General features: G+C 40.6%; 26 protein-coding genes. 6 read left to right on the forward strand and 20 right to left on the reverse strand.

Going from position 1 to position 24,597, the window contains the following annotated elements; genetic code table 11:
* Positions 1-134 precede the first annotated feature (134 nt).
* The 4 genes from MHH90_RS06535 to rlmD all read right to left on the reverse strand — a co-directional run bounded on the left by MHH90_RS06535 (position 135) and on the right by rlmD (position 3,383).
* Positions 135-593 carry a DNA adenine methylase gene (locus tag MHH90_RS06535; protein ID WP_084831248.1) on the reverse strand — a complete coding sequence of 153 codons (459 nt, stop codon included), beginning with the start codon at positions 591-593 and terminating at the stop codon, positions 135-137.
* A complete protein-coding gene (locus MHH90_RS06540) occupies positions 593-814 on the reverse strand; it encodes a helix-turn-helix domain-containing protein (RefSeq protein WP_011680955.1) in 222 nt (73 codons plus the stop codon). The genes MHH90_RS06535 and MHH90_RS06540 overlap by 1 nt, the downstream gene beginning before the upstream one ends.
* Before the next feature lie 167 nt (positions 815-981).
* Positions 982-1,812, reverse strand: coding sequence for a GIY-YIG nuclease family protein (locus MHH90_RS06545; RefSeq protein ID WP_064355498.1), 831 nt, complete (start codon positions 1,810-1,812; stop codon positions 982-984).
* 209 nt (positions 1,813-2,021) lie between these two features.
* Positions 2,022-3,383 (reverse strand): 23S rRNA (uracil(1939)-C(5))-methyltransferase RlmD, encoded by a 1,362-nt coding sequence (gene rlmD / locus MHH90_RS06550; protein WP_113870398.1) that lies wholly within the window; start codon positions 3,381-3,383, stop codon positions 2,022-2,024.
* Positions 3,384-3,598: 215 nt separating this feature from the next.
* Here rlmD and MHH90_RS06555 point away from each other — a divergent pair, with 215 nt between their 5' ends.
* Genes MHH90_RS06555 through MHH90_RS06565 form a run of 3 tightly spaced genes read left to right on the forward strand, consistent with a single transcriptional unit; the run spans position 3,599 to position 6,206 of the window.
* Positions 3,599-4,147, forward strand: coding sequence for a carboxymuconolactone decarboxylase family protein (locus MHH90_RS06555; RefSeq protein ID WP_014608130.1), 549 nt, complete (start codon positions 3,599-3,601; stop codon positions 4,145-4,147).
* Between the two features lie 39 nt (positions 4,148-4,186).
* A complete protein-coding gene (locus tag MHH90_RS06560; protein WP_011680950.1) occupies positions 4,187-5,251 on the forward strand; it encodes an acyl-CoA dehydrogenase family protein in 1,065 nt (354 codons plus the stop codon).
* Positions 5,252-5,267: 16 nt separating this feature from the next.
* Positions 5,268-6,206 carry an SLAC1 family transporter gene (locus MHH90_RS06565; protein ID WP_024704033.1) on the forward strand — a complete coding sequence of 313 codons (939 nt, stop codon included), beginning with the start codon at positions 5,268-5,270 and terminating at the stop codon, positions 6,204-6,206.
* 15 nt (positions 6,207-6,221) lie between these two features.
* Here MHH90_RS06565 and MHH90_RS06570 read toward each other — a convergent pair whose 3' ends face one another.
* The 12 genes from MHH90_RS06570 to MHH90_RS06625 all read right to left on the reverse strand — a co-directional run bounded on the left by MHH90_RS06570 (position 6,222) and on the right by MHH90_RS06625 (position 17,748).
* Complete coding sequence (locus MHH90_RS06570) at positions 6,222-7,652, reverse strand: LCP family protein (RefSeq protein ID WP_084828661.1); 1,431 nt, start codon at positions 7,650-7,652, stop codon at positions 6,222-6,224.
* 11 nt (positions 7,653-7,663) lie between these two features.
* Entirely contained in the window at positions 7,664-8,488 is an 825-nt protein-coding gene (gene pheA, locus MHH90_RS06575) for a prephenate dehydratase (protein ID WP_340725855.1), read from the reverse strand.
* Entirely contained in the window at positions 8,479-8,970 is a 492-nt protein-coding gene (locus MHH90_RS06580) for a shikimate kinase (protein ID WP_002950265.1), read from the reverse strand. Before MHH90_RS06580 ends, pheA begins: the two co-directional genes overlap by 10 nt.
* Positions 8,963-10,246, reverse strand: a complete 1,284-nt coding sequence (aroA, locus tag MHH90_RS06585) for a 3-phosphoshikimate 1-carboxyvinyltransferase (RefSeq protein WP_011227019.1) — start codon at positions 10,244-10,246, stop codon at positions 8,963-8,965. Before aroA ends, MHH90_RS06580 begins: the two co-directional genes overlap by 8 nt.
* An 83-nt stretch (positions 10,247-10,329) precedes the next feature.
* On the reverse strand, positions 10,330-11,277 hold the full coding sequence (locus tag MHH90_RS06590) for an L-lactate dehydrogenase (protein ID WP_011680946.1): 948 nt from the start codon (positions 11,275-11,277) through the stop codon (positions 10,330-10,332).
* 55 nt (positions 11,278-11,332) lie between these two features.
* Positions 11,333-11,671: a YlbF/YmcA family competence regulator gene (locus MHH90_RS06595; RefSeq protein ID WP_002947244.1), complete on the reverse strand. Its 339-nt coding sequence runs from the start codon at positions 11,669-11,671 to the stop codon at positions 11,333-11,335.
* Positions 11,672-11,680: 9 nt separating this feature from the next.
* A complete protein-coding gene (locus MHH90_RS06600; protein WP_340725857.1) occupies positions 11,681-12,787 on the reverse strand; it encodes a prephenate dehydrogenase in 1,107 nt (368 codons plus the stop codon).
* A 29-nt stretch (positions 12,788-12,816) separates the two neighbouring features.
* Complete coding sequence (gene aroC, locus MHH90_RS06605; RefSeq protein ID WP_011225712.1) at positions 12,817-13,983, reverse strand: chorismate synthase; 1,167 nt, start codon at positions 13,981-13,983, stop codon at positions 12,817-12,819.
* Positions 13,984-15,051, reverse strand: coding sequence for a 3-dehydroquinate synthase (aroB, locus tag MHH90_RS06610; protein WP_011680944.1), 1,068 nt, complete (start codon positions 15,049-15,051; stop codon positions 13,984-13,986).
* Between the two features lie 12 nt (positions 15,052-15,063).
* Positions 15,064-15,921, reverse strand: coding sequence for a shikimate dehydrogenase (locus MHH90_RS06615; protein WP_011680943.1), 858 nt, complete (start codon positions 15,919-15,921; stop codon positions 15,064-15,066).
* A complete protein-coding gene (gene aroD, locus MHH90_RS06620) occupies positions 15,911-16,588 on the reverse strand; it encodes a type I 3-dehydroquinate dehydratase (RefSeq protein WP_002947238.1) in 678 nt (225 codons plus the stop codon). Before aroD ends, MHH90_RS06615 begins: the two co-directional genes overlap by 11 nt.
* Entirely contained in the window at positions 16,585-17,748 is a 1,164-nt protein-coding gene (locus tag MHH90_RS06625; RefSeq protein ID WP_024009810.1) for a class I SAM-dependent rRNA methyltransferase, read from the reverse strand. Before MHH90_RS06625 ends, aroD begins: the two co-directional genes overlap by 4 nt.
* 161 nt (positions 17,749-17,909) lie before the next feature.
* Here MHH90_RS06625 and MHH90_RS06630 point away from each other — a divergent pair, with 161 nt between their 5' ends.
* Positions 17,910-20,096 carry an LTA synthase family protein gene (locus MHH90_RS06630; protein WP_002947233.1) on the forward strand — a complete coding sequence of 729 codons (2,187 nt, stop codon included), beginning with the start codon at positions 17,910-17,912 and terminating at the stop codon, positions 20,094-20,096.
* 161 nt (positions 20,097-20,257) lie between these two features.
* Positions 20,258-20,443, forward strand: coding sequence for a hypothetical protein (locus tag MHH90_RS06635; protein WP_014621363.1), 186 nt, complete (start codon positions 20,258-20,260; stop codon positions 20,441-20,443).
* A 153-nt stretch (positions 20,444-20,596) separates the two neighbouring features.
* Here the strand turns inward: MHH90_RS06635 and eno are convergent, their stop codons facing one another.
* The gene (gene eno, locus MHH90_RS06640; RefSeq protein ID WP_100262180.1) at positions 20,597-21,901 is read right to left on the reverse strand and encodes a surface-displayed alpha-enolase; all 1,305 of its coding nucleotides are present in this window, start codon (positions 21,899-21,901) and stop codon (positions 20,597-20,599) included.
* 208 nt (positions 21,902-22,109) lie between these two features.
* On the opposite strand from eno, the gene MHH90_RS06645 reads away from it, so the two are divergent.
* Positions 22,110-22,565: a YueI family protein gene (locus MHH90_RS06645; protein WP_084825864.1), complete on the forward strand. Its 456-nt coding sequence runs from the start codon at positions 22,110-22,112 to the stop codon at positions 22,563-22,565.
* Positions 22,566-22,603: 38 nt separating this feature from the next.
* On the opposite strand, the gene MHH90_RS06650 is transcribed toward MHH90_RS06645, so the two are convergent.
* Genes MHH90_RS06650 through MHH90_RS06660 form a run of 3 tightly spaced genes read right to left on the reverse strand, consistent with a single transcriptional unit; the run spans position 22,604 to position 24,496 of the window.
* Positions 22,604-23,719, reverse strand: coding sequence for a glycerate kinase (locus MHH90_RS06650; RefSeq protein ID WP_022096976.1), 1,116 nt, complete (start codon positions 23,717-23,719; stop codon positions 22,604-22,606).
* A gap of 12 nt (positions 23,720-23,731) precedes the next feature.
* Positions 23,732-24,271 (reverse strand): MmcQ/YjbR family DNA-binding protein, encoded by a 540-nt coding sequence (locus MHH90_RS06655; RefSeq protein WP_340725858.1) that lies wholly within the window; start codon positions 24,269-24,271, stop codon positions 23,732-23,734.
* Entirely contained in the window at positions 24,272-24,496 is a 225-nt protein-coding gene (locus MHH90_RS06660; RefSeq protein ID WP_224102938.1) for an MmcQ/YjbR family DNA-binding protein, read from the reverse strand.
* Positions 24,497-24,597 lie beyond the last annotated feature (101 nt).

Here is a 24,597-nt window from a genome sequence, read left to right on the forward strand (position 1 = left end):
TGGGAATATATCCACTTAACCTTTTAACGATAGTATAAAGTCATCGTTAAAGGTATTACCTCGACAAATTTAGGGTTATCTATCTCACTCTTTTTTCAAATCTTAAGAAGAAATCTATAAGAGCATCTAGCAATTCAATCTAATAATGATGCTAACAAATACGAATACTCTGCTTTTGAAATATAGCCTTCATGGAACAACTCTTCTATATCAAGTCTCATTCCATCAATATTCAATGTGTTATCTTCCGTAAAATACATTCTATCAGCGAGAGGTGTGTAGTTATTATAGGTAAAATAACTTTTTTCCGTTTTATACTGTTTTTTATTCAGCCATTCAAATGGACTTACTCCATACTTCTTGTGAAACTCTTTAAAATCTGGTGTCTTAAAATTCGAAAGCTTTGCTTCACTTATTACTTTAGAAAAATACATATAGTCATTTGAATAAACCGTATATTTCCCTTTAAAGTAATCTCCTATCGAACCAGTTCCTGCAAATAAGTCTGCAAAGGTTTCTCCCTCAATTTTATATTTGTCAATAACTTTCTCAATAAAAGTTAACAATTTTGTCTTATTTCCCAAATAGCACATCATTCAACCCTATCCTTATTTTCAAGTTTATATTCAATAATCTCTTCTAGTTGACATTGAAGTGCTTCACATAGCCTTGCAAGTGCCTCCATAGAAACAGTCTCATCTTTAGATAATCTAGATAATGTCGAATTTGTAATCCCAGCCATATCTCTCAAAGATGTTTTGTTAATTCTCCTTTTCAACGTTAACTCCCACAGTCGTTCATAACTAAAACCCATGTAGTTCCTCCGTCCACAAAAGTGGAATATTATTCTATAAATATAGAATTGTTATATCACAGAATGCCACTTTATAATTAACCGTTTTAAACTTATTATGTACTTTTTTGGAGTTTTGAGTGATAAAAAGGCACTCTAGGGAATCATTCACCAGAGTGCACCCGTCATTATTTCCAATTAATTTTAGCTGAAATTCCTAGCTGCTTAGTTAACTTTTCAAGCTTATTTTTAGTATCTTTTCTTGAAAAATTTGTGAATAGCCATACACCTGGAGCCACTTCTGCTGAAATTGGTCTGCCATTATAAGTTGAAACTTTTCTACCTAAAACGACTCCAGCAGTTGGTGCATTTGGCGCTATTAACTCTTCTATCTGTTGTTTGTATTTATCGTCGACAAGCATTGATTTTACGAAATCAACAAACAGACCTCTTGCAGACTTTGATTGTAGTGTATGACCATCATATTGAATTTCAAACATATCTGATGGACTAACCTCATTCGTTAATTCACCCTCTGAAACACCAAACAGATCAATATTTGCAATATCATCAATGATCTCAAAAACAGTCTCATACAATTGATCTGACTGGGCTTTTGAAAGCTTCCCAATATAAGATTTGTTTCCAATAGTTGAATTCATCATTTGGTAATCTGATTTCTCAGTGAAATCTTGAATGAGTCGCTTCTCCAAATAATCGGTATCAGCTTTTGATAGTTTCCCATCTGTTCTGGAGAAAAATAAAACTGACTCAACCCACTTCTTATCTTCTTTAGAAAAGTGTTGATATAACCGTTGATAAATGGTTTGGCCTGCAGCTTGCCCCACGTAGCGTTTATTTCCACCAATTAAAACATAGATAGCTGTATGACTCGCAAAGTCTTGTTCTTTTAGATAAGGCAAGTCACTGCGATTCATGGAAACTAGCATTGCCGGCTCACGTTCAAAATATGAAATATTATCTTTTTGTGAATCTGAGAATATAAAAATCTGCTTCATAACCTTGTCTCCCATGGAATTTCGATAATATATTATATCACGTAACCGTTACCAAAATCATCTAAGCTATCAACTCTACGGTGTAAAACCCGTCAACTCAAGGCTCCATAACATTTCTGTCAACTCTACGGTTCGCCATGAAAAAGTCATTTTTACACGGAAAAAGGGCAATCCGAGGATTCCCCCGAGCTGCTCAAAACCTTATTATATCACCGTTCCACACGAGTGAGTAGACCTACACACTCGATGTGATGCGTCTGCGGAAATAAATCAACCGGCTGGACTTTCTTCAATTCATAGCCCAAGTCTTGATAAAGTTTGATATCACGCGCCATGGTTGCTGGGTTACATGAGACATAGGTAATCTTCTCAGGTTGCATGGCGACGCTGGCTTTGATGAAGCTTTCAGTCAAGCCCTTACGTGGTGGATCCACAATGATGACGTCTGGTTTGATGCCATCCTTGCTCCACTTGGCCATGGCATTTTCAGCTGAGTCAGCCACATAGTGGGCATTTGTAATGCCGTTGCGTTCTGCATTTTTCTTGGCATCTTCAACAGCTGTTTCGATAACTTCAACGCCGTAGACTTCCTTGACCTGTTTTGCAAATGACAAACCGATTGTCCCGATTCCTGAATAGGCATCAATAACAATGCTGTCGCTGTTTAGATCTGAGAAGTCAATAGCTGTTTGATAGAGTTTTTCAGCCATCTCAGTGTTAACCTGATAGAAAGACTGGGCAGAGATCTCATAGTCATTGCCCAACATACTGTCTGTGATGGTGTCTTGGCCATAAAGGGTGCGGAACTCCTTACCAAAGATGGCGTTAGTGTTCTTATCGTTGATGTTTTGAATGATTGAAACAATACTTGGAAAGGCTTCCGTAATCTTAGTAATGACTTGGCCAATACGGAAAACTTTTGGTTTGGTCGTTACAAAGACCAACATCATCTGACCTGAATAATGACCACGACGAACTACCAAATGACGAATCAAACCTGTCTGCTCCTTCTCATCATAAGGTTTGAGGTCATAACGACGGAGAAGGTCACGGACAAAGACAATGAGTTTATCAATTTCCTTGTCTTGAATGAGGAAATCTTCAATTGGAATCAAGTCGTGCGAATTCTTGCGGTAGAAACCTGTTTCAAGCTGACCTTTAACACGGCGAACGGGCACCTGCGCCTTATTACGGTAGGCGTAAGGTGTTTCCATACCTAGTGTTTCAGCAACTTCTACGTCCGAGATACCGGCTGTCTTATAGAGGTTATCGACGACTTGTTTACGCTTGAACTTAAGCTGCTCAGTGTAAGTCATATGCCCAAAATCAGCAATTCCTGAATGAAGATAAGTAGCATTAATATCCTGATTACGACTTGGTGAAAGGGTCACATACTCCTCAACCTTACCAAAACCGATATTCTTCTTAAGCTTAAGCACACGCATTCTGATGACTTCACCCGGTAGGGCATTATCCACGAAAAAGACAAAGCCGTCGACCTTGGCTACGCCTGATCCTTCATGTGTCAAATCGACAATTTCAACTTCTACAATATCGTTTTTATTTAACATAATTCAACTTTCTTTACTTTTAGGGGGCCTAAATATACCTTCAAAGGCCTTTTACTACCCTCCATTATAGCACATATAAATCAAATTTATGACTAGCCATAAATAATATAAATTTTACAGAAAAGTCATACCGTGCTATCATAGGTCCATGACAAAAAATTAAACGACTCAGCAACTTGCTAGATGTCGTTTCTATCTAAAGGAGAATAGAAATCATGCCAGATATTACCATTCATACAATCGAAACTGCACCAGAAGAAGTTAAAGACGTCCTTCAAACAGTCAAAGATGCCAATGGGGGATTCATTCCAAACTTGATTGGTCTCCTTGCTAATGCGCCAACTGCGCTTGAAGCTTACCGTACTGTCGGTGAAATCAACCGTCGCAATTCATTGACACCAACTGAACGTGAGGTTGTTCAAATTACAGCTGCTGTTACTAACGGATGTGCCTTCTGTGTGGCAGGTCACACAGCCTTTTCAATCAAGCAAATCCAAATGGCACCTCAACTTTTGGAAGCCCTTCGTAACCGTACACCAATCGAAGACGATCCAAAACTTGATACCCTTGCTAAATTCACTATTGCCGTAATCAATACTAAAGGTGCTGTTGGTGACGAAGCCTACAATGACTTCTTGGAAGCTGGCTACACTGCTCAAAATGCCCTTGACGTTATCTTGGGTGTCAGCCTTGCTAGCTTGTGTAACTACGCTAACAATCTCGCACAAACACCGATTAACCCTGAACTTCAAGAATTCGCTTAATTCAAAACCAAACGATAAACTAGAGGAGGATCTAAGCCTATGTCACGTTTTTCAAAAGAATTCCTTACTTGGTTGGACACCAACGCTGACCATATTGACCAAGAGTCTGGACCAATTGCGGACCAACTTCTTGAAAAAATTGCTGAAAACGACGTCTTTAAGATCGGCGTACCTGCTGAGTTTAATGGCCTAGGTGGTGGTCCTACTCACGTTGTTGATGTGCTTAATGAATTGGCACAACACTCTTTGACAGCTTCCTTTATTTCTTGGGGACACCGTACTTTCATCGAGTATATCTTAGCTAGCGACAATGCTTACCCTCGTGAAACATGGTTGAAAGAATTATATACCGGTGAGCGTGCTGGTGGTACCGGTTTGTCTAACGCCGTCAAATTCTTATCTGATATTGAAGAATTGAATGTTACTATCAGCCAAGAAGGTGATGACTACTATCTTGATGGTCGTTTGCCTTGGGTAACTAACCTTCGTTCTGATAAATTCGCTGCTCTCTTTGCTGCTGACTTTAAAGACGGTAGCCAACCTTGGATTATCACCATTCCATCTGAAGCTGAAGGCCTCAGCCGTTCTGAAGATTTGGAATTTGTTTCCCTTCAAGGTGCTAACACTGCCTCTCTTACTTTTGATCACGTTAAGTTAGATCCTAATTGGGTCCTTTCAAAAGAAGGTGCAGACTATATTGCCAAAACACGTCCGAACTTCCTTGGTTTCCAATTTGGTCTTGCCTTTGGTTTGGCACAACGTTCTCTTGATGAGGTTGAAGCTAGTCTAAACAGTAACCGTAGCGTTCTTCGTGAGGAATTTGAAGCAACACGTGGAAATCTTCTTGCTATTCAAGACCAACTCTTTGCGGGTCTTAATGATGCTAATTATTTCATTGAAAAACCACGTGAACTTTTCCAATTGCGTATCGATATTGTCGATGTCGTAGCCAACAGTCTGCTCCTCGAACTTCAGGCTAGTGGTGGTCGTGGCTATTTGAAAGAATCAGAGTCAAGCTTTATCCGTCGTTGGAATGAAGGCGTCTTCCTTCCAATTGTATCTCCGAGTGCGGTACAGCTTCGTCACATTCTTGCAGCTAGCTAGAAAGGCCGGTAGAACAATGAAGGTATTTTTTAAGAAAATTCCCTTGGCCCTATCTAGTCTAGTTCTTGCCCTCTTTAGTTTATCCAATCAAATAAACCACTATGCCCTGATTGCTCAGGGCATTTGGTTTCTGGCAAGTATAGGTTTTATGCTTATACTAGGACGCTTGATTCTTGGCTTTGAAAAAGTAAGGGAAGATTTGCACAATCCAGTCATTGCTTCGGCCTTTGCTAGCTACTTTATGGCTGCCTTTCTCTTTGCCAGCCGCCTTCCACTAGCTCAAATAGGCTTAAGTGTGACTTGGGTTGGGCTCCTTGGACTTTATATTGCCTATATTATTTTTTTCAGTCTGCGTTTTATGCACCCACTATCTTTGAACCAAGTCTTTCCAAGCTGGTTCGTGATCTACGTTGGACCTGCTATCAGTCTTGTGACAGTACCAGCTAGTGTTCCAACTAGCATCAAGGGACTTATTCTGGGACTAACGGGACTGGCGACACTAGCCCTCTTTCCACTTGTTTTGTGGAGAATGAGACAGATAGCCATCCCTCACCTCTATCGACCTATACTTGCCATTTTAGCAGCACCTCTGGCCCTTCTCATTACCAGCTCAATCAAGAGTAATCAAAGACCTGCAACTATTATTTTACTTGCCCTACTCTTATTCTCGCAAGCATTCTTTTTCTATGCTCTTAATCTCTTCGTAAGACTGGTTAAAAAAGGCTTTATGCCACTTTTTGCAGCTTTCAGCTTTCCCTTGGTCAATAGTGTCAATGCTTTTAGGGCAGCCACTACTAGTCTTGGACTAGTCAATCCAGCTACCCAATTGGTTTATAAGGTAGAGTTCGTCTTCGTTCTTGTCATCATGACCTATTTGCTCTATCATTTTCTAAAACTCTTATACAAGGCGCTTATACAAGCTCTTAATACCAAAAAACAAGCAGGTTCGGTGTGAACCTGCTTTGTTTTCTTATCTAAATCCTAGTTCTTTTAATTTTGACTGATAGTTATCAAAATCAATTTCAATCCCTTGACCACCATATAAATCATAGCTGTCAATCCAATCACCATCTGAAGGAATGGTTTGAGAATTGATCCCATGTTTAAAACTACCAGCATTTGAAAGACCCAAATCCAACATTTCCGTCATGCTCATATTGGTTGAAGTCAGTGAGTATACTTTTCCTAAAGCCTCAGGACCCTTGAAAAGACTAATAGGATTTTTAACTTGCTTCATAATAGCTTGCATCACTTGTTGTTGCCGCTTGGTACGCCCATAATCCCCTTCATCGTCCTTACGGAAACGAGCGTAATTAAGAAGAGTTCGTCCATCCATCTGTTGCTTACCGACTTTAATGGTTTGATTCGGAACATTCCCATCCTTTTCCATCCTCAAATCATCTGGAACTTGGACCGAAGATACTTTTTTACCATCAATAGTGGAGAATTTGGCATTGATTTTCACGCCATCTGGGAACAGGGTATCAATACCTGTCGCAAAGGTCTCAAAGTCGACCATGGCATAGTACTTGATATCAATGTCAAAATTTCGTTTGAGCGTCTGTCGCATAAGCTCTGCTCCTTGATGATTGTTTTGCTCACCAATATTGAAGGCAGTATTGAGTTTCAGATCCTGAGAATAGTCTGTCTCTGAAGCGCCCTTAATATTAACCAAGGTGTCACGCATAAAGCTTACCATCTTGATTTTGCCTTCCTTATTGCCCACATTGACAACTATAATAGAGTCTGTTCTGGCATCGGTAGATTTTTGGCTGACTCGTTGGTCAGAACCCAAAATAAGGATATTCACCCCATCCTTAGTGTCTTTACCGTTAAAGGTTTCGACTAAGGCCGGTCGATAGGCTTTACCATTGTTACCAGCAGCAGAAAGGTCAGTTCCTTTGTAAAATTGATAGGCCATTGCTAGCACTAAGAACACAATCCCAAGACTCAAGCATCTGAATACCAGTTTAACAACCTTCTTGAGTTTTCTTTTTTTCTTATGTCGCGTTTTCTTTGTTGAATGCGGATTGGACTTTGGTTCCGATATTACTGAAGGGGGCACTCGTCTTTGAACCTTTTTTCGCTTAGGTTTTAGTTGAGGCGCTTCCTCTCGATAGACAGGCAGACCTTCCTCTGTTAGCTGGTTGACATCCTCATAATCAGGCTCCTGATAATAATTTGAACGATTATCATAAGGTTGGCGCCATGCTTCTTGATAGTCAGCTCTTTGACCTTGATACCTCTCGTAGGAACGTTCAGCTTCATAGGCATCCAACTTTCCTTGTAGATAATTGAATTCCGAAGCCTGCTGTCCATTAAGGCGGGCAAGATTTTTTAAAAGATAGCTGTAACGTAACCGTTCATAATACGTAAATGGCACATCGTTAGATTTGGTCATAAGATTTCCCTTTAAATTTGATAGACTTGGTAAGCTCCAAAGATTTTATATCCAATTCCAACTGCAGTTAGCTCTTCAAGAGCGAAATGAGCCAACTTTTTCTTTGTATAATCACAATCAATAATGAAGAAGTACTCGCCAAGTACCGTCTTTAAAGGACGGCTTTCAATCTTGGTCAAGTCAATGCCTCGCCAGGCAAAGGTCGATAAAGCCTTGTAAAGTGCACCTGGCATATTGTCAGGTAGAGTTAAGGCAAGCGTTAATTTACAATTAATCTGATTGAGCGGAATTTCAGGAACAGTGCTCCCTAATAACCAGAAACGGGTATAATTCTTCTCAATTTCCTGAATATCCTTAGCTAAAATTTCGAGACCGTATTCCTTGGCAGCTGCATGCGGAGCGATTGCAGCATAAGGCTGGTCAGGATTATCTGCGACATAGCGAGCCGCAAAGGCTGTACTGGCTGTTGTCTCAATTTTAGCATGTGGAAAATGATCTTTAATATACTTTTTCCCTTGAGCAATCGCTTGTGGATGTGAGAAAATTTTTTCAATCTTTGCATGGTGTTTGCTAGCCATTAACTGTTGCTTGATGGGTTGAACAATCTCGGCCACAGCACGAATGTCTGCCTGGTGGAAGAGATAGTCTAAACTCTCATGAACGGATCCCTCAATGGAATTTTCCACAGGAATAACTGCGTAATCCACACGTCCCTCTTCATATGACTTGATAACTTCAGTAATGGTACCTAGAGAAACCAAGCTTGCCTCAGGAAATGCCTTTAAGGCTGCATTGTGCGTAAACGACCCACTGGGGCCCAAATAACCTACATACATTTGATAAACCTTGCTACTTCTTCTGGCGTCCGATTATCAACAGTGACAACCAGATCTGCCAAACCTTTATAGAGGGCCATTCGACCATCATAAATGGCCTTGAATTCCTCTTTAGAATGATTGAGAAAGAGGGGGCGTTGATTTTTGATATCCTTTTTAATACGATTATAGACCACATCAAAAGAAGAGTGAAGCCATACGTTATGCTTACGATTTTTCTTCAAAAGTTTACGATTGCACTCCGTCACAACGACACCACCACCAGTAGAGATGATAACATCATCTCCCTCTTGAAGGAGTTCTTCCAGAGTCTCAGACTCAATCTGACGAAAACTTGCTTCGCCTTCTTTGGCAAAGAAATCAGTAATGGACATTCCAATTTTATCTTCGATGACCTGATCCATATCTACGAAACGACCATTCAGGTATGGGGCGACGGAACTCTTACCAACTCCCATAAAGCCCAATAAAACCTTAGCCATGCAGTAATCCTTCCAAATCACTAAAGAAGCTTGGGTAGCTCGTATTGATAGCTTCCGCACGTTGCAAGTCAACTTCGCCATCTTGAACCAAGAGGGCAGCAATGGCTGTCATCATACCAATCCTGTGGTCACCAAAGGTATTGACCTCTGCCCCGTGAAGAGGCGTCTTCCCAGTGATAATCATACCATCCTCAGTTGGAACAATATCAGCACCCATAGCATTCAAGGCATCTGCTACCACCTGAATACGATCAGTCTCTTTGACCTTGAGCTCTTCAGCATCACGAATCACCGTCTTACCTTGAGCTTGTGTCGCCAAGAGTGTGATAATCGGAAGTTCATCAATCAAACGTGGAATGATGTCACCGCCAATTTCGGTTCCTTTAAGTTCTGAAGTTTCAACCGTAATGGTCGCAGATTTAGCAACTTGGTCAATATCTGAAAGTTTTATCTTACCACCCATATCCTTGATAACATCAATGATTCCGGTACGTGTCTCATTAATACCAACATTTTTCAAGACAATCTTAGAGTTTGGCACCACGAGTCCTGCTACCAACCAAAAAGCGGCTGAAGAAATATCCCCTGGAACCACAACTTCTTGAGCAGTAAAGGTCTGCCCACCAGAAATACGAATTTCCTTGCCTTCTACTTGAAGCTGACCACCAAACTGCTGAATCATATCTTCCGTATGATTACGTGTTTTTTCCTTTTCAATGATGACAGACTCACCATCAGCTTGAAGGGCCGCAAAAATAAGGGCAGACTTAACCTGAGCAGAGGCCACTGGCAATTCGTAATAAATAGGTTTAAGGGACTTGCTGCCGTGCATTTTCAATGGTGGCAAATCACGGTCAGTTTGTCCTGACACCTCTACACCCATCTGACGTAAAGGAATAGTGACACGGTCCATAGGGCGTTTTGAAAGGGAGTCATCCCCAAACATTTCCACATCAAAATCTTGACCGGCAAGTACACCTGAAATCAAACGAATCGATGTTCCAGAGTTGCCCATATCCAGCTTGTTTTGAGGAGCCTTGAGACCGTCAAAACCAACACCGTGAATACGTACCACATCACCATCATCTTCAATAGTCACACCTAAATCACGAAAGACCTGCATAGTTGAGAGAACGTCTTCACCTCGTAAAATATCACGAACAGTTGTCACGCCTTTGGCAAGACTACCGAACATAATCGAACGGTGACTGATGGACTTGTCACCAGGGATACGCAAGCTGCCACGAAGACCTTGAGCCTTGGTTTCTAGTTTCATAGGTTACTCCTAAAAATTTTATTGTTATCCTCATTATACCATATTTGAAAGCCCAACCATATACTGAATTGTCAAAATATTCACTAGATTGTGTTGCCATACTTTTCTTTCAAAAAGGCAACTGACTCTTGAACACGGTTCCGAATTAAGTCAGCAGAGTCCTGCAAAAGATGTTTTTCCTCAGCCGACAAAGTCAAGTGGACAGGGGCTTCCACACCTTGACGTCCTAAAATAACTGGATAGCCAAGATAAGTCTGATAGATTTCTTGATAGCTAGATACTGTCACCTCTTCTTGAGCGTCAGAGAGGATAATTGCCACCAAACGAAGGGCAGCACTGGCAATACCGTATGAAGTATAACCCTTACCATAAAAAACCTTGTGCCCCCCCTTCATAGAAGCCATAAAGAGATTTTGACGCTCCTCTTCACTCGTTAAAGCTGTAATATCTTGACCTTTCACCTTAACCTGACTCCATGCTGTAAATTGAGAGTTGCCATGTTCCCCAAGATTGTAGCCTGATACTGATTTGGGATTAACTTCCAGAACCTCTCCCACTGCTGCCTTCATTCTAGCCGTATCAAGTAAAGTCCCTGTCCCAATCACGCGTTCCTTTGGCCAACCTGTGAATTCTTGATAGAGAGCTGTCACCGCATCTACAGGATTTGAGATGACCAAGAGTATACCTTTAAAATCCAACTGTTTTAGCTCCTGAGCAACCTGATAAACAGCCTCTCGGGTAAATGGGAATTCAGCAAAACGGTCCTCACCAGCATTGTGCTGTAGCTGAATATTTCCAAGAGCTGAGATGATAACATCAGCATCTTTAAGTGCTTCATAATCATTAACCACGATGTTTGCATAGTTGGCCAGATTGGCCATGGCATCCTTAAAATCCTGGGCATCTGCTTCAACTTTCCTCTCATTAATATCAATAAAAACATAACTATCGGCTAAGCCCTGAGCAATAGCCCCATGAGCTACCGCGGCACCAACATTTCCCATTCCAATAATTCCAATTTTACGAGCCATAATTTACCTCCTTTAATGCAGAAAAAGCCCTGCCAATTGACAAAGGCCTCCCTTATTAGTTATTCAATTCTTGCAAAGGTTTGAAGATGATACGTTCAATATCATTCAAATAAACAGACAGACTTTGTTGCGCAGTCAAGTATTCTTTCAAAAGGGCGTTAGCTTCTACCTTTTGACCCAATTCTTGAACAGCTGCTTGTTCTTCTGCTGTTGGCATTGTACCAGCCTGCATTTTAGCATAGAAATCCTCTTGGAAATCCGTAAACTCTTTGAAAAGAGCGCTAGCCTCAGCATCAGTTGCAATCGCTTCTTTTTTCTCTACCAAGTTTTTGTACTCAGGAAGGGCACGGATGCCACGTTCCAACTCATTTGCTAAATCATAAATATTTCTCATTTTATTCTCCTATGCGATCACCACATGATAGTCTGTATTGGCTTCAATAACAGTCTTAGCATGTTTACGATCTTTTTCATTTTTAAAAGTAATTTGAAGGATACCATGAATATCCTCACGATTTTCTTCATTGATACGAAGGTTAACCAAAGACGTTCCTCGCAACAATTCCATAATGCTAAGGATAACGTCCTCACGGTCAGGCACATCCACAAAAATATCGAAGGCACTTTCCACGCCACCCTTTTTATGAATTTCCATCTCTTTACGCTTCTTACGACCGTTGTCAAAGAACTCCCAAATAGCACCCTCATCCTCAGCCTTAATCAAATCAGCCACATGGTCCAAACGTTTTTTGAAATCTTCAATACGATCCAAAACAGCAGGCCCATTAGTCATGAGAATGGAAGCCCACATCCCAGGTTCACTCTCAGCAATACGGGTCATATCTCGGAACCCCCCAGCCGCAAAGTGATTGGTCATTTCGTGAGCCTGAGCATAATCAGCTGCCTGCTCCATAAGACCAGAAGCCAAAAGATGTGGAAAATGACTGATTTGACTCGTTACCCGGTCGTGTTCAGCTGCATCAATCTCAACATAACGTGACTTAAGGCCAGACAAGATATCCTTAAGCTCAGGGATCGTTGTCTCTTTTGTCAGACTTGTCGGTGTGAAAATATAGTAAGCATTTTCAAAAAGTGTCACGTCGGCCGCAATAGCCCCTGATTTATGAGAACCAGCCATCGGGTGAGAACCTACAAACTGAACATTTTTGCCTGTTAGATAACGCTCCGCTGCCTCAACGATTTCACGCTTGGTTGAGCCCGCATCTGTTATGATGACATTATCTTTAAGGTCCAGATCAGCCAACTCCTTCAAGTAGGCCATCGTTTGCTTGATTGGCACTGCTAAGATAATGACGTCCGCAAGGGGGGCAAACTCTTTAAAATCACCTGTTGCTCGGTCAACGATCCCACGTTCTAGTGCAATATTTCGAGAATAGTCAGAGCGATTATATCCAAGAATTTCATAATCAGGGTGATCCCTTTTAATCCCTAAGGCCAGGGAGCCACCAATCAGACCCAATCCTGCAATATAAATAGTTTTTTTACTCATTCCTACTCCCGTCTTTTCACTGATGCTGCTTAAAAGTTTTTCACATAGTCACGGTGATGTGCTACCGCTTCTTTCAACTCTTCCAAATTATCAGAAGAGAATTTATCCAAGATTTCATTAGCTACGACAGTAGCGACTACTGATTCCATAACGACACCTGCTGCAGGCAAGGCCGTTGGATCTGAACGCTCAACCGTTGCCTTGTATGGCTCATGGGTCTCAATATCTACTGACATTAGTGGTTTATAAAGAGTTGGAATTGGCTTCATAACCCCACGGACTACAATTGGTTGACCATTTGTCATTCCACCTTCAAAACCACCGAGATTATTGGTTCTACGCGTATAGCCATCCTCTTCATTCCAAAGGATCTCATCCATCACTTGAGAGCCCCTGAGATAGCCATCTTTGAATCCAAGACCAAACTCGACCCCCTTGAAGGCATTGATGGAAACAACTGCTTGAGCAATCTTGGCATCCAACTTGGTATCCCATTGCACATAAGAACCAAGTCCTACAGGTACACCACCAACGACCGTTTCAACGACACCACCGATGGTGTCACCCTCTTTTTTGATTTGGTCAATGTAATCTTTAATTTCTTGCTCACGCTCTTGGTTAACAACTGAAATTTCTGACTGTTGGGCCAATTCCTTGATTTGAGCAACTGTCAAATTCTCTGGCACATCAATTTCCTTACCACCAAAGACAACCACATGATTAGCAATTTCAATATCAAGCTCAGCCAAGATTCGTTTAGCGACAGCACCCACTGCCACACGCATAGTTGTTTCACGCGCACTGGAACGCTCCAACGAATTACGCAAATCATCAAAACGGTATTTCATACCACCAACCAAGTCAGCATGTCCTGGACGTGGATGGGTGATTTTGCGTTTAGTTTTTAAACGATCCTCAATATCTTCAACAGCCATAATGTCCAACCATTTTTGATGGTCCTTATTGATGACATGGAGGGTGATTGGAGCCCCTGTTGTTTTCCCATGACGAACACCAGAAGTGATTTCAACCTTATCAGACTCAATTTTCATGCGGCCACCACGACCATAACCACCTTGGCGGCGTTTCAAATCGCCATTGATATCTTCAGCGGTCAAGGGAAGACCAGCTGGTACACCTTCGATAATTGCCGTTAAACGTGGGCCGTGAGACTCACCTGCTGTTAAATATCTCATTTATTTCTCCAAGTACTCTTTCATTTCAACTAAAGGAATCTGATTGATAGCTGCCTTACCAATCTCTGGAACTATAACTGTCTTAATACTATTACCACGGGCTTTCTTGTCATGTGTGAGGGCTGTATAGAGCTCCTCAACACGCCATGGTTCATAGTCCACTGGCAAACCAAATTTCACACACATCTCAGCAATTTGACGTGTGATTCCCTGAGGCATTAGGTTTTTTTTCTCAGCAACACGAGAAATCTGAACCATTCCAATAGCCACAGCTTCACCATGCATAACTTTACCATAACCAGCTGTTTGTTCGACGGCATGCCCAATCGTATGACCAAAGTTTAGGTACATACGGACGCCACCTTCAAACTCATCTTCAACCACAATTTTACGCTTAACGTTACATGAACGGTAAATGATGGTCTCTGAGTTTTCCAAAATACTATGAACCGAACCATCAATGTTATCAAGGAGCTGCCAAAGTTCAGGATCGTCAATCAAACCATATTTGACAACCTCACCCATGCCTTCAATCAATTCACGTTTACCAAGTGTCTCAAGGACATTAGGATCAATTAAAACCCCATCAGGCTGAGCAAAAGTTCCTACGATATTTTTGGCAGAAGGAGTATTCACACCTGTCTTTCCACCAATAGATGAATCTACTTGGGCAGTTAGACTGGTTGGAACTTGAACGAAATGAATTCCACGCATATAGGTTGAAGCGACAAATCCTGCTAAGTCTCCAACAACGCCACCACCAAGAGCGACAATACCATCACTACGAGTCATGCCATTCTTAATCAAAAACTCATAAGCCTTATTAACAGTCTTAAGATTTTTACTCGCTTCACCTTCTAGAAAATTAAAAACGACAACCTCAAAACCTTCGTGTTCCAAGCTAAGCTTAACTTTTTCTGCATATAGGCCTCCCACATGATTGTCCGTAATAAGCGCAATCTTTTGTGGTTCCCAAAGTGACTTGACCCATTGTCCTACCCCTTTAAGAGCTCCCTTTTCAATGATAATGTCATAAGGGTTTTGTTTTAAATTTACCTCTAGTTTCATCGTCGACCCCTCCTAGCTATTGTATATGTTTTCTAATTCCTGCCAAATAGCACCTGTTGGCATATTCTCGCCTGTCCATAATTTAAAGGCACCTGCTGCTTGATAAAGTAACATGCCTAGTCCATTCACAGCCTCTATCTCTTGTTTCCTTGCCAAGGCCAAGAAAGGTGTTTCAAAAGGCTGGTAAATGATATCCGCAACTAAGAGTTCCTTAGGGAATCTTGTATCTATAGAAATGGGCAATGACTCACCATCCATACCCACACTAGTCGCATTGACCAATAAATCGGTTTGCCTTAATTCCTTTTGGAAGTGGTCAGCATCAGTTAAATCATGAAATTCTAAATAGCAATCGGTTTGATCAAGCAAGGTTCTAAAGTTTTCTTTTGCCTTGACCAAGGATTGGGGCCGAACATAGATACTAACTTTTTTTGCACCATCAAGAACTGCCTGTGTCACAATAGATTTAGCCGCACCACCAGCCCCCAAAATCATAATATGAGTATCCTTAGGATTAAAGTTCTTTAAACTAGCAAAAAAGCCAAAGCCATCTGTATTATGGCCGATCAAACGACCATCACGATTGACAACCGTATTGACTGCACCAATCAGTTGAGCTTCAGGACTAAGACCATCCAAAAATGGAATTACCTTTTCCTTATATGGCATAGACAAGTTGATACCGAACATATTGTAACGTCTAATATTTTCAACTGTCTCAGCCAGGTCTGACTCTGGAATTTCCCAAGCTACATAAACCCCATTAACATGTGTTTTTTCGAAAGCTAAATTATGAATGAAAGGAGAAATTGAATGCTTGATAGGACTGGCAACAACAGCTGCTAAGCGTGTGTGTCCATCAATCCGCATCCAAAACCTCCCTAATCCTACACATATCCGCAAGAGCAACTTGACCCGGTGCGCTGGTATTGTCAAGACTAGCAAAAGTCCATGATGACCCCACCAAGTCTCCCGCCAAACGTGACAAACGACCTAACTTACCCATTGACATAGTTACAAACTCTTGTTCAGGGTTAAAGGCCTTAAAGCCGCGTGTAAAATTCATAAGATCAAGGACATCTTGTTCATTCTTAGGCATAACGGCTACTTTAACAACTCTTGGCGTCAAGTTGGTCATCTCAGATAAAAGTTCCATAAGGTTTTCAGGTGTCTCCTCAAAGTTATGATAAGACAAAACCAAGTTTGAAAATTCAAGCATCTGGTCAAAGACTTCCTTGCGTGTGAAATACTCAAAATCAATATAATCTGGTGAATAGATAGCAGCTACATCCTTAATCAGTGTGACATATTCCCCATCAGTTAACTCAATCTTACCACCTTCACGTGTCGTACGAATGGTAAAAACAATTTCAAAGCCTGCGAATTTCTCAAAAATAGCTGGAGCAACTGTTAAGATACTATGCTTATCTAAAAAATCTGCACGCCATTCAATAATGTCTGCCCCCTCAAAACGAGACAGCTCAAGCGCTTGTGCTTCCTCTAAACTAGTCGGCATAATCGGAACTACAATTTTCATTTATTTACCTTTATTGTGTATACTTTCAAATAATTTGATGTTGGATCATTAGGATTGACGGCAAAATCCACTGGTAATTGTTGCAAGTTAACAAAGTCCGCTGAAACATCTCCCAATCCCTTACGCAGTTGCTTTTTAAACTGTTGCACTGTCATATTAGCTGCATTGGTACTTGCAATAATTGTCCCATACTCTGATAGAATATCAAGACTCTGCGCAATCAACTTGTGGTAATCCTTATTTGCTGAGAAAGTGCGTTTCTTATTTCGAGCAAAGCACGGCGGATCTATAACGATAAGGTCATAAAATAATCCCTTTTTCTTGGCATATTTAAAATAATCAAAAACATCCATCACAACTAAACGATGATTTTCCATACTAAAGCCATTAGCTTCAAAATGAGCCGTGGATAACTCACGTGAACGTTTTGCCAAATCCACCGATGTCGTTTCAACCGCTCCCCCCATAGCTGCAGCAACTGAAAAAGCTGCCGTATAGGAGAACATATTCAAAACTGATTTGCCCAAGGCCAAACCATTAACCAAACCATCACGCACCTCATGCTGGTCAAGAAAAATCCCTGTCATTAGCCCATCATTTAGAAAAACTTCATAAGTTACCCCATTCTCCAAGATAGTGAAGGTATCAGCGGCCTCTTGTCCATAAAGATGGTCTGACTCAAAATCAAGGCCCTTGAAGCGAATTTTTTCATAGCCCCCCAAAACCTCAGGAAAGACCGTTTGGAAAGCCTCTACAATAATATCCTTCAAGGAATAAATAAAGACATTGTACCACGAAAAGAGGGCATAGTCTCCATACAAATCAATCGTTAGACCACCAAAATCATCACCATCTTGGTTAAAAAGACGAAAAGCCGTCGTTAAATCATTAGCATAATAGGATTGACGTCTAGCTTTTGCCTTCTCAAAAAGCCCCTGAAAATAAGTCACTGTCAATTGTTGCTTTTTAGGGGACAAAAACCAACCTATCCCCTTATTTTGACTCGACAAATAGCCTGTTCCTAAAAATTCTTTGGATTGGCTATAAAGATAAACCAACTGATTATTTTCAGCTATATTTGGAAAATCTTCAGCTAAAAGAAGCTGTTTCCCTTGTTTGATTTTTTTCTCCGCAAAGGGACTCACCGTCAATATATTCATGCTACTATTATATCAAAAAAATGTTATAATTTCTGTTTCGTAACTAGATTTTGTCAACTATATGTCAAGGAATATGACACTCTATGACAGTAAATTTTTGAGAGTCATTTTGTTATTTGGTATAATAGCTAAGATAATATAAAATCAAAGGAAGTATTACTTTGAAAAAAATAAACGAAGCTTTTTGGAAAGGAGTTTCATCAAGACTCGGATTCGTCTTCTTGTTACTCTTCTTTTACTGGCTAAAAAACATATTCGCTTATTTCGTCAACATTAATCTTGAGTGGGAAAGCAGATATCAGGTTATGCTTTCGCTGATTAACCCTATTCCACTGGGATTAATGCTGCTAGGTTTAGGACTTTACTTCAAGAAAAGCCGTTTTTTTTATGGCACAACAATTGCTATTTATGTCATCCTTAATCTCCTGCTTATTGCTAATGTCATTTACTTTGGAGAGTTTACAGACTTCATAACTGTAAATACCATCCTAGCAAGTTCTAGTTCAGCAGCCGGGCTGGGAGACTCAGCTAAGAACCTTCTTGAACCAAGTTATATCTTTTATTTGATTGATATTCCTTTCTTCATTTATGGTGTTTTTAGGAAAAAACTAAAAACGGATAGTAAGCCATTTAATAAACGAGCTAGTTTTGCTATCACCGCACTATCGACACTCCTTCTCTCAGCTAACCTATTTCTAGCGGAAGTTAACCGTGGTGAGTTACTGACACGTGGTTTCTCCAACAACTATATTGTTCGTGCTATGGGGATTCCTTTCTTTACAGCTTATTCCGGTAACTTAACGTATCAAGCTTCACAAGCTCGTTCATCCGCAACATCAGACGACATGAAAAAGGTTGAAGCTTATGTTAAGGAGCACTATGCAGCACCTGATCCTAAGTACTACGGAATTGCTAAAGGAAGAAACGTTATCGTTATTCACTTGGAGAGTTTCCAACAGTTTCTTATTGATTACAAGCTCCAAGTAGATGGTCAGTCTTATGAAGTAACACCATTCCTCAATTCCATTTACCACTCAAATGAAACCCTAGCCTTTTCAAACTTCTTCCACCAAGTTAAATCAGGAAAAACTTCTGATGCTGAAACCTTGATGGAAACATCACTCTTCGGACTAAGTACAGGGTCATATATGGTAAACTACGGTGGTACCAATACAGCTTACGCTGCACCATCTATCCTAGCTCAAACGGGTGGCTATACTTCAGCTGTTTTCCACGGAAACACTGGATCCTTCTGGAATCGCAATAATACCTATAAAAAGTGGGGTTATAACTACTTCTTTGACTCATCAGCTTTCACTGAGAAAACCGATGAAAACTCCTTCCAATACGGTCTTAATGATAAGTACATGTTTTCAGATTCCATCAAATATCTGGAACAAATGCAACAGCCTTTCTATGTTAAATACCTAACCGTATCTAACCACTACCCATACACTTCCCTGTCAGGCGACAAAAACGAACAAGGTTTCCCACTCGCTGACACAAAAGACGAAACAGTTAACGGGTATTTTGCAACAGCCAACTATCTTGACTCTGCAATCAAAGACTTCTTTGATTACCTTAAGGAAACTGGCCTTTATGATAATTCGATTATTGTTATGTATGGTGACCACTACGGTATCTCTGATATGCGAAGCAGTAATCTAGCGGAACTGCTCGGGAAGAACCCTGAGACTTGGTCAAATTATGATAAAGCCATGCTTCAACGTGTCCCTTACATGATTCACATCCCGGGATATACTGGAGGTGGCATCTCTAACACATTTGGTGGTGAAGTTGATGCCCTCCCAACCCTCCTTCACATTCTTGGTGTTGACACTAGCTCTTATATCCAGATGGGACAAGACCTCCTATCTCCTGATAATAAGCAAACTGTCGCATTTAGAACCTCAGGTCAATATGTTACACCTCAATACACAAGCTACTCTGGTAGACTCTATAACACTCAAACAGGAGAAGAAATTACTAACCCTGATGAGACTACTAAAAAGGAAAATGAGGCTATTCGTAATGCGGTTGCAACCCAGTTGTCAATGAGTGATGCAGTCCAAACAGGTGACCTCCTTCGATTCTACACGCCAGATGGTTTAAATCCTCTTGATTCTAGCACAATTTCCTACACTAAACAGATGGATCAACTGAAAAAAATCAATAAAAAGCTGAAAGATAAATCAACAAGTCTCTACAAACAAAAAGGCAATAAATCAACAGCTGACCTATTCAAGACACCATCTTACAAGGAACTACATCCTGTTGAACCTGAATCAAGCTCAAACTCAACAGAAGAAAGCTCATCTAGTCAAGAAACTACAGCTGCACAAGAATAATCCTAAAAAGACTGTTCTAATCGGGCTGTCTTTTTAGATTAAATCAACCATATCTCTACATAATCAACTCTTCAACGATCTGGCTCGGACATATTTCTTGCTAGTTTTCTCCAACCATGATTAAATAAGAATCATAACAAAACATATATAGGAGATCTGATATGAATCCAATGGAATTATTTAACCAAGTGAAAGAAATGATCGAAAAAAAAGATTTTGAAGTAGCTAAAAAGTTTGTCGAGGAAAACAAAGATGATCTAGGTGAGTACTTCAACCAAGCTAAATCTCTCGTTTCAGGCAACGAAATGGTAAATGGAGCTTTAGACAAGATTAAAGGCCTATTCTAAGCCTAAATTCCCCCAATCAATAGGATTGAGGGAATTTTTTTTATTCAGATGACTAATTTAGACTCAGAAATATTATAGTGTGATATTTTATTTGTGAGAAGACAAAAAAGAGATTCCCCAAGGAACCTCTTTCCATTCTATATTACAATAGAATTATTTTTTCAAGTTGTAGAATGATTTCAAACCACGGTATTCTGCAACTTCACCAAGTTGGTCTTCGATACGAAGCAATTGGTTGTATTTAGCAATACGGTCAGTACGTGACAATGAACCTGTCTTAATTTGACCAGCGTTAGTTGCAACTGCAATATCAGCGATTGTTGAATCTTCAGTTTCACCTGAACGGTGTGATACTACTGCTGTGTATCCAGCTTCTTTCGCCATTTCGATAGCGTCAAAAGTTTCAGTCAAAGTACCGATTTGGTTAACTTTGATAAGGATTGAGTTAGCAGCGTGTTCTGCAATACCTTTTTCAAGGTAAGCAGTGTTAGTTACGAAGAAGTCGTCACCAACCAATTGAACTTTACCACCAAGACGTTCAGTAAGAGATTTCCAACCGTCCCAGTCGTTTTCGTCCATACCATCTTCGATAGTGATGATTGGGTATTTGTTAACCAATTCTTCAAGGTAGTCGATTTGTTCTGCAGCAGTACGAACAGCAGCGCCTTCACCTTCAAATTTAGTGTAGTCGTAAACTTTACGTTCTGCATCGTAGAATTCAGATGATGCACAGTCAAGTCCGATAAATACGTCTTTACCTGGTACATATCCAGCAGCTTCGATAGCTTTGATGATAGTTTCAACACCATCTTCAGTTCCGTCGAAACGAGGTGCGAAACCACCTTCGTCACCTACGGCTGTTTCAAGTCCACGTTCTTTAAGGATTTTCTTAAGCGCGTGGAAGATTTCAGCACCCCAACGAAGCGCTTCTTTGAATGTTGGTGCACCAGCAGGTACAATCATAAATTCTTGGAAAGCGATTGGAGCGTCTGAGTGAGAACCACCGTTGATGATGTTCATCATTGGAGTTGGAAGAACTTTAGTGTTGAATCCGCCAAGGTAGCTGTAAAGTGGAACTTCAAGGTAGTCAGCAGCTGCGCGTGCTACAGCGATAGACACACCAAGAATAGCATTGGCACCAAGTTTACCTTTGTTTGGAGTACCGTCAAGAGCGATCATTGCGCGGTCAATACCTTGTTGATCACGTACGTCGAATCCGATGATGTGCTCAGCAATAACGTTGTTTACGTTATCAACTGCTTTTTGAGTACCAAGACCACCGTAACGAGCTTTGTCACCATCACGAAGTTCTACTGCTTCGTGTTCACCAGTTGATGCTCCTGAAGGAACCATACCGCGACCGAATGCACCAGATTCAGTGTAAACTTCTACTTCAAGTGTTGGGTTACCGCGTGAGTCAAGGACTTCACGTGCGTAGACATCAGTAATAATTGACATTACAATACTCTCCTTATGAGTTAAAATTTTTTACACATTTATATTACCATAATATCAAGGGTTAAGCAAATTAAAACCAGAATTTTCTTGCGATTATCTATTTTTTAATATTTCAATTATTTTTGAAAATCTCAGAAAAAATAAGGCAAATGAAAAGGAATTCAAAATATTGTATAATGGTAAATAGAAAAGAGACAGGAGATTCCCTATGACTTCACTTGAAGATAAAGTGTTCCAATGCGCCAGTGGCGAAAAACGCCTGAATCCCGATGAACTTCGTCAGTATTTTGGTACCTATGCAGAACGTGTAGTCCTAGCTGTTTTATTGGAAGATGCTGAAAAGAAAATCGTAATAGAACACTTTCCACTGATTTTAAAGAAGTTATTAGCAGTTTACCCCAACCATAGTCTAAAGCTTTCACCTAACCTATCTGATCAGACACAGTTCACCTATATCAAGGACGCTCAAACACTGAATATTTCTGCAACTATTGTGGATGAAGCAAAAGCACACTCACCGTATGGTATTGTTGTGCATAGTGATAAGGCCGAAAACCTTGATAAGATACTATTCTCAGAGCTCTATCCTGATATTCTTGCTCCCAAGCAAACTGAGCAAATCGTTGAAAAAAGGGGATTTTTTACTAAGCTATTTGGAAAATAATAACATCTGAGCTGGCCCCTGGTCAGCTTTTTCTTGTTTCACAATGACTGACTCAACTTGATGAGGTTTCCAATATTGAGTCCTGTTCGATAGAGATTTTCCTTAGCCGAAGACAGAATTTGATCTAAGTCACCTAATTGACCAATGATTGGAAAAGCGGCTGAAATGCCACCTACTGGAAAATCAGGTAAGTCATTCTTCAAACTGCCACAAATAGCGATAACTGAGATAGCCGATGGTGTTCGTTTAGCTACACCTACTGGTGCTTTACCAGATAAGGACTGATTATCCATACGTCCTTCCCCAACAATAACCAAATCAGCTGTTTTTACACGCTGGTCAAAATCGACACAATCCAGTACAAAATCAATCCCCGACTTAATTTCTGCTCCTGCAAAGGCTACCATTCCTGCTGCCATTCCCCCTCCAGCACCTGAACCAGCTAGTTTTGGAACCTCAGGAGCAAATCCTTGGTAGAATTGAGCCATGTTTTGGTCAACCTTTTTAACTTGTGAAGGTGCCAAGCCCTTTTGACCACCAAAAATATAGGTTGCCCCATTTAAACCACACAAAGGATTATCCACATCGGTGATAAGACGAATAGTTACATTAGATAGATCAAGTTTATTTTTAGAAGACACCTTTTTAACGTGACCAAGATTGGCCCCTATTGGCTCAAGCTCCCGCCCCTCAGAATCATAAAAACGATAACCTAATCCATAAGCCATACCAATTCCGCCATCATTAGTAGCTGATCCACCTACACCTATAATAAAATCACTAATACCAGATTTAACCAAGTGAACAATCAGTTCACCGACTCCCTGGGTTGTTATACAAAGGGGGTTGCGTTTATCCTTAGGTACCTGCTCCAAGCCACAAACCGCAGCCATTTCAAAAATGGCAGTCTGCCCATTACTAGCATAGGGGACAGATCCATCACCTGTATAAGCATGTGGAATCTTAACAGTTTTCTTCTCAAGATTTAGATTTTCAGCAAGAGCATCTAAGGTACCTTCGCCACCATCGCCTATTGGCATGAGGTCAAAATCAGCGTCTGGTAAGGCCTTTTCAAGGCCCGATTTAAGAGCTAGGGCAACCTCTTTTGCAGACAAACTTTCCTTAAACGAATCAGGTGCAATCAGAATTCGCATCATTTACTCCTTTTATTTTCCTTTCAAGTAAGGGGACAGGGCCTGGACCAAGTCATCTGTCATATGTTGTGGACCTCGGACAGTTTTGATACCAAAGCACTTTAGCCTTTCACTATCAAAATCACTATCATTAAAGCTGTATAAAGGTTTAATTCGCATCAATTCCTTAATATTCTCTTCATCACGATAACCTTGATTAGCTATATTAGCTTCTAAAACCTGACAGAGATAACGGATGGCCTTGGTAGGTGCCGTAATATAGATTGCAACGAAGTCCCCTTTTTGCATACTGGCTTTCTGAGTCCAAAGAATATCCTCACTTGCTGAGAACTCCTCCCCGATATCGTAGTATTTTAGATTTACTGGAACAATCCAGTAGTGTGGCTCTGAAGCCTTCCTAAGATGTTTAGGAGCAACCAGAGAACGACTCCCTCTAATGAGCTCAAAAATCGTTTGGTCTGGAATTGTCTCATCTAAAACAAGGCTTATCCAAGTCTTCTTGGACATATGGTAACTAGGATAAATTCCATCTAAGTCTAAGAGCTTATCCATCTATCTTGGATCGACCTTGATGTTAACCACATCATAGACTAAACTCGCCTTTTCTCCACTAAGTGCTAGTTTCTCACCCTTGAGAGGGAAAAATAGGGCATACCACTTACCATCAACCCGAAAGGAAAGATAGTCTGGATATTTCTCAAAAGGAGGGTCAGCTTGGTCTGAAAATTCCTTAACTATAAAATTAGCCAGACGATTATCTTGCGGGGATGAAAACAATTGATCATCATAACAAAACTCAGCTACTTGCGACAGGAGATCTCCATAAGCTTCTCTGACTTGACCAACGTAGGTTCCAGTTGCGTGAGGGCTTCGGAAAG

It is taken from the genome of Streptococcus sp. FSL E2-3488, from assembly GCF_038003585.1.
Classification (GTDB): Bacteria; Bacillota; Bacilli; order Lactobacillales; family Streptococcaceae; genus Streptococcus; species Streptococcus thermophilus.